This is a genomic window from Pseudomonas sp. zjy_15 (assembly GCF_043101865.1).
Taxonomy (GTDB): domain Bacteria; phylum Pseudomonadota; class Gammaproteobacteria; order Pseudomonadales; family Pseudomonadaceae; genus Aquipseudomonas; species Aquipseudomonas putida_Y.
In genome coordinates this window covers 1-4,504 of record NZ_JBICII010000004.1, presented here as the reverse complement: position 1 = coordinate 4,504, position 4,504 = coordinate 1, and the positions used below count along the sequence as shown (strand labels likewise).

The following is a 4,504-nucleotide window of genomic DNA, read 5'->3' as shown; positions in this document are numbered from 1 at the left end:
AGATCGCGCCCAGTATGCGCAACCCTTTGGCGGCAGTAACGGTGGGGCGGTTGGCCGCGATGCCTTCCAGGCAGCAATGGGCCAGCCAGGCAAAGGCCATGGCCTCGACCCAATCCGGGTCCACACCATGGGCGCCAGTGCTGGCGACATGGGCTTCGGGTAACAACTGACCGAGGCGGGCCATCAGCGCACCGTTACGTGCGCCACCACCACATACAAGAAGCGCTTCTGTGGCTTGCTGGGCGTTGCTCAACGACTCGATGATGCTGCGAGCGGTCAGCTCCAGCAGTGTTGCCTGTACGTCTTCGTCGCGGTAAACGGGTAGGCGGGCCAGGTGAGCATCCAGCCAAGGCAGGTTGAATACCTCGCGGCCGGTGCTCTTCGGGCCGCTGTCGGCGAAGAACGGGTCGCTGAGCAACGCGTTGAGCAAGCTGGCTTGCACAACCCCTGAGGCAGCCCAGGCACCATCGGTATCGTAGGCCTGGCCAAGTTTTCGCTCGATCCAGGCGTCCAGCAGCACATTACCCGGGCCACAGTCGAAGCCGTGGACCGGTTTATCGTGTTCGATCAGGCTCAGGTTGCTGAAGCCGCCCACGTTCAGGATTGCCAGTCGCTGGCCAAGGTGGCTGAACAGGGTTTCGTGGAAGGCAGGCACCAGCGGCGCGCCTTGGCCGCCGGCTGCCACATCGCGGCGGCGGAAGTCGGCGACCACACTGATGCCAGTAAGCTCGGCGAGCAGCGCCGGGTTGCCGATCTGCACGGTAAAACCACGTGCCGGCTCGTGGCGGATGGTCTGGCCGTGGCTGCCAATGGCGCGGATGGCTTCCGCCTTCAGGCCTTGGCGAGCCAGCAATTGGTGGATACCTTCGCCTGCCAGGCTAGCCCAGCGGTTTTCTGCCAGCGCCGCACGTGCGATCTCGTCAGGGCCGCTGCTGCACAGGGCAAGCAGCTCCTGACGCAAGTCGTTGGGCATTGGCAGGTAATGGGTGGCGAGCAGCTCAAGCTGCTCGCCTTGTTCGATCAGGGCAATGTCCAGGCCATCAAGGCTGGTGCCGGACATCACCCCCAGATAGAGCGCCATGGCTTAGCGCTTGTTCGCTGCGAGCAGAGTTGCCTTTTCCTGGTCCATACGGGCAATCAGTGGTTGGCTCTGCTGCAAGAAGCGCTGGCGCTCGTTTCTGGCGATCGGGTCGGCCATCGGCACTTTCTGACTCAGCGGATCGACGTGCACGCCGTTGACCTGAAACTCGTAGTGCAGGTGTGGGCCGGTAGACAGGCCAGTGGTGCCAATATAGCCAATGATCTGGCCCTGCTTGACCGTGCTGCCGGTCTTGATGCCCTTGGCGAAGCCTTGCATATGGCCATACAGCGTCTTGTAACGGTTACCGTGCTGGATAATCACGGTATTGCCGTAGCCGCCTCGGCGACCGGCCAGTTCGATACGGCCGTCACCAGCTGCCTTGATCGGTGTGCCGCGGGGAGCTGCGTAGTCGACGCCCTTGTGGGCGCGGATCTTGTTCAGGATCGGGTGCTTGCGGCCGGCGGAAAAGCGCGAGCTGATGCGGGCGAAGTCGACCGGGGTACGGATGAAGGCCTTGCGCAGGCTGTTGCCGTCGGCGGTGTAGTAGCTAGTGTTGCCCTGCTTGTTGGTATAGCGCACGGCGGTATAGGTCTTGCCGCGGTTGGTGAAGCGGGCGGACAGGATATTGCCGGTACCGACAACCTTGCCGTCTATCACTTTCTGCTCATAGACCACGTCGAATTCGTCGCCCGGGCGAATATCCTGAGCGAAGTCGATGTCGTAACCCAGCACGCGGGCCAGGCTCATGGTCATGCTGTGGGACAGGCCGGCGCGTTGGGCTGATGCCGACAGCGAACTCTTGATCACACCGTGGGCATAGGCGGTACGCACCACCGGCTTGCTGACTTCACGATTGAAGGTGTAGCCCTTGGCAGTCTTGGTCAGGTGAATGGTTTCGAGGCTGCTGACCTTGCTGCTCAGGCTGGCCAGTTGGCCATCCTTGTCGAGCTCGAACTGCAGCACTTGGCCGTGCTTGAGCTGGCTGAACTGCTTGGCCTGCTTGTTACTTGCCAGCAGGTCATGCACTGCATTGGCCGGCAGGCCAACCTTGGCGAACAGGGTTGACAGTGTATCGCCACGGGCCACGGTGATCTCGCGGTGGCCTGGTTCTTTGGTAGCTTCGGCGGCCGGGGCTTTCTGTTCGGCCTTCTGAGTCTCGGGGGCTGCGTCTTCGATCTGGACGAAAGGCGAGGTTTGCCCGCGTTCTGCCTGCACCAGTGGCGCAGCACGGGTCTCGTCTTTCAACTGCTCGGCAGGGCTCTCCAGCTCGAGGTTGAGGGTGGTTTTCTTGGCTTCCACTTCGCTGGATGGAAATACCAGTAGAGCCAAGCTGAGCAGGGCGGCAATGCCGCTGGCGGCCAACAGATGGCTTTTCGGATAAAGCGGGGGCGCTTTAGGCGGTTCGTTGGTCATAGGCAAGGTGACTTTGAAAAAGTGAAATGGAAAAGATGAATGACATGATGAAGATGAAATAACTGTATAAAATATAACCAAATCCATTTTCACGCAAGGGCGCGTAGACGCCGCAAGCCTGTCCCCGGGTCACATTCCTTTGCGAAACTTGTATTTGACAGCCGATCTTGTATGGTTGGCTCCCCCTGAATCTGAGCCTTGCGGGTTTGTCTATGAAGTCGGTTGAAGAGCAGCTGGCGCTTATCAAGCGCGGTGCGGAAGAAGTACTGGTCGAGTCGGAACTGGTGGAGAAGCTCAAGCGCGGCCAGCCTCTGCGCATCAAGGCTGGCTTCGACCCGACTGCACCTGACCTGCACCTGGGTCACACGGTGCTGATCAACAAGCTGCGTCAGTTCCAGGAGCTGGGTCATCAGGTCATCTTCCTTATCGGTGATTTCACCGGCATGATCGGCGACCCCAGTGGCAAAAGTGCCACCCGCCCGCCGCTGACGCGTGAGCAGGTGCTGGATAACGCCGAGACTTACAAGCAGCAGGTGTTCAAGATCCTCGATCCTGCCAAGACCGAAGTCGCGTTCAACTCCACCTGGATGGACAAGCTGACCCCCGCTGACTTCATTCGTCTGGCGTCGCAGTACACTGTGGCGCGCATGCTGGAGCGTGACGACTTCGACAAGCGCTACACCACCAATCAGCCGATTGCCATCCACGAGTTCCTCTACCCGCTGGTGCAAGGCTACGACTCGGTGGCGCTGAAGGCGGATGTAGAGCTGGGTGGTACCGATCAGAAGTTCAACCTGCTGATGGGGCGCGAGCTGCAGCGCGCCTATGGTCAGGAAGCGCAGAACATCGTGACCATGCCACTGCTCGAAGGGCTCGACGGCGTGAAGAAGATGTCCAAGTCGCTGGGTAACTATGTCGGCATCCAGGAAGCGCCGGGGGTGATGTACAGCAAGCTTGTGTCTATCCCGGATACCCTGATGTGGCGTTACTTCGAGCTGCTGAGCTTCCGTTCGATGGAAGAAATCGAGCAGTTCCGTACCGACGTCGCCAACGGCGCCAACCCGCGTGACATCAAGATCAAGTTGGCGGAAGAAATTGTGGCGCGCTTCCATGGTGAGGAGGCTGCGGCCAGTGCTCACCGTGCTGCCGGTAACCGTATGAAGGAAGGCGAGCTGCCGGAGGACTTGCCGGAGATCGAAGTGGCTGCGGCGGAAGACCTGCCAATTGCTGCGGTGCTGAACCGGGCTGGTCTGGTCAAGAACTCGGCACAGGCGCGAGACTTGCTGAATAGCGGCGCGGTGAAAGTTGATGGTGCAGTGGTCGACAAGGACTTCATGTTTGTCCTTGGTGCTACCCATGTGTGCCAGGCGGGCAAGAAGTCGTTTGGCCGGGTTACCCTCAAGGCTGAGTGATTGCCTGGATGGTGTAGCTATATAGAAGCGGGGAGGCCGGTAGGCCTCCCCGCTTTGTTTTTGGGGTTTGGTGGTTGCTGTTGTAGGGGGAGGGGGCTGTTTTGAGAGGGTGTTGGCGGTGAGATGTGTCCGCCACAACCCTTGCAGTGCCGGTGAGATCGAGCGCCGCCCGCGCGGCGCTTCGCGGGTAAACCCGCTCCTACGTTTGTTTCGGGCCAATTATGCCTGTGGGATTCGCGCGCGAACGCCTTGGTGCCTGTCTCGATATCGCGGCGTACCAACAAGGCGGCCGCGCGCGCCTGGCACAGGAGGGACTGGCCCGAAACAAACGTAGGAGCGGGTTTACCCGCGAAGCGCCGCGCGGGCGGCGCTCGATCTCACCGGCGCAGAAACTGTTGTGGCGAACACTTGGCAGCCCCGATACGGTCTTTTCCCCTTATATTTCACTTTCTTGAAATTAAAGGTTGACGCCCTCTCGAATCCCCTTATAATGCGCCCCACTTCCAGCGACAACGGAACGACAAACTCCTTGAAATTCAATGAGTTAGACAATTCTGAAGGTGCTGTAAGGGCTACGATCAAATGATCGAAAGCGGTT

The 4,504-nt window shown here is 59.9% G+C and carries 4 protein-coding genes; 1 reads left to right on the top strand and 3 read right to left on the bottom strand.

The genetic code is table 11. From position 1 onward, the window contains the following. Together ACF8EF_RS00420 and ACF8EF_RS00415 are read right to left on the bottom strand one after the other, a co-directional pair. The coding region (locus tag ACF8EF_RS00420) for an anhydro-N-acetylmuramic acid kinase (RefSeq protein WP_392528941.1) at window positions 1-1,081 on the bottom strand (1,081 nt) is incomplete at its 3' end. A gap of 3 nt (window positions 1,082-1,084) precedes the next feature. After that, window positions 1,085-2,494: a peptidoglycan DD-metalloendopeptidase family protein gene (locus ACF8EF_RS00415; protein WP_176683476.1), complete on the bottom strand. Its 1,410-nt coding sequence runs from the start codon at window positions 2,492-2,494 to the stop codon at window positions 1,085-1,087. Between the two features lie 212 nt (window positions 2,495-2,706). On the opposite strand from ACF8EF_RS00415, the gene tyrS reads away from it, so the two are divergent. Next, a complete protein-coding gene (tyrS, locus tag ACF8EF_RS00410) occupies window positions 2,707-3,906 on the top strand; it encodes a tyrosine--tRNA ligase (RefSeq protein ID WP_176683475.1) in 1,200 nt (399 codons plus the stop codon). A gap of 342 nt (window positions 3,907-4,248) precedes the next feature. On the opposite strand, the gene ACF8EF_RS00405 is transcribed toward tyrS, so the two are convergent. After that, the coding region (locus ACF8EF_RS00405; RefSeq protein WP_392460453.1) for a hypothetical protein at window positions 4,249-4,504 on the bottom strand (256 nt) is incomplete at its 5' end.

Bases quoted from the DNA above. Each gene is read 5' to 3' on its own strand.
- ACF8EF_RS00415 (WP_176683476.1), bottom strand. From the start codon at position 2,494: ATGACCAACGAACCGCCTAAAGCGCCCCCGCTTTATCCGAAAAGCCAT.
- tyrS (WP_176683475.1), top strand. From the start codon at position 2,707: ATGAAGTCGGTTGAAGAGCAGCTGGCGCTTATCAAGCGCGGTGCGGAA.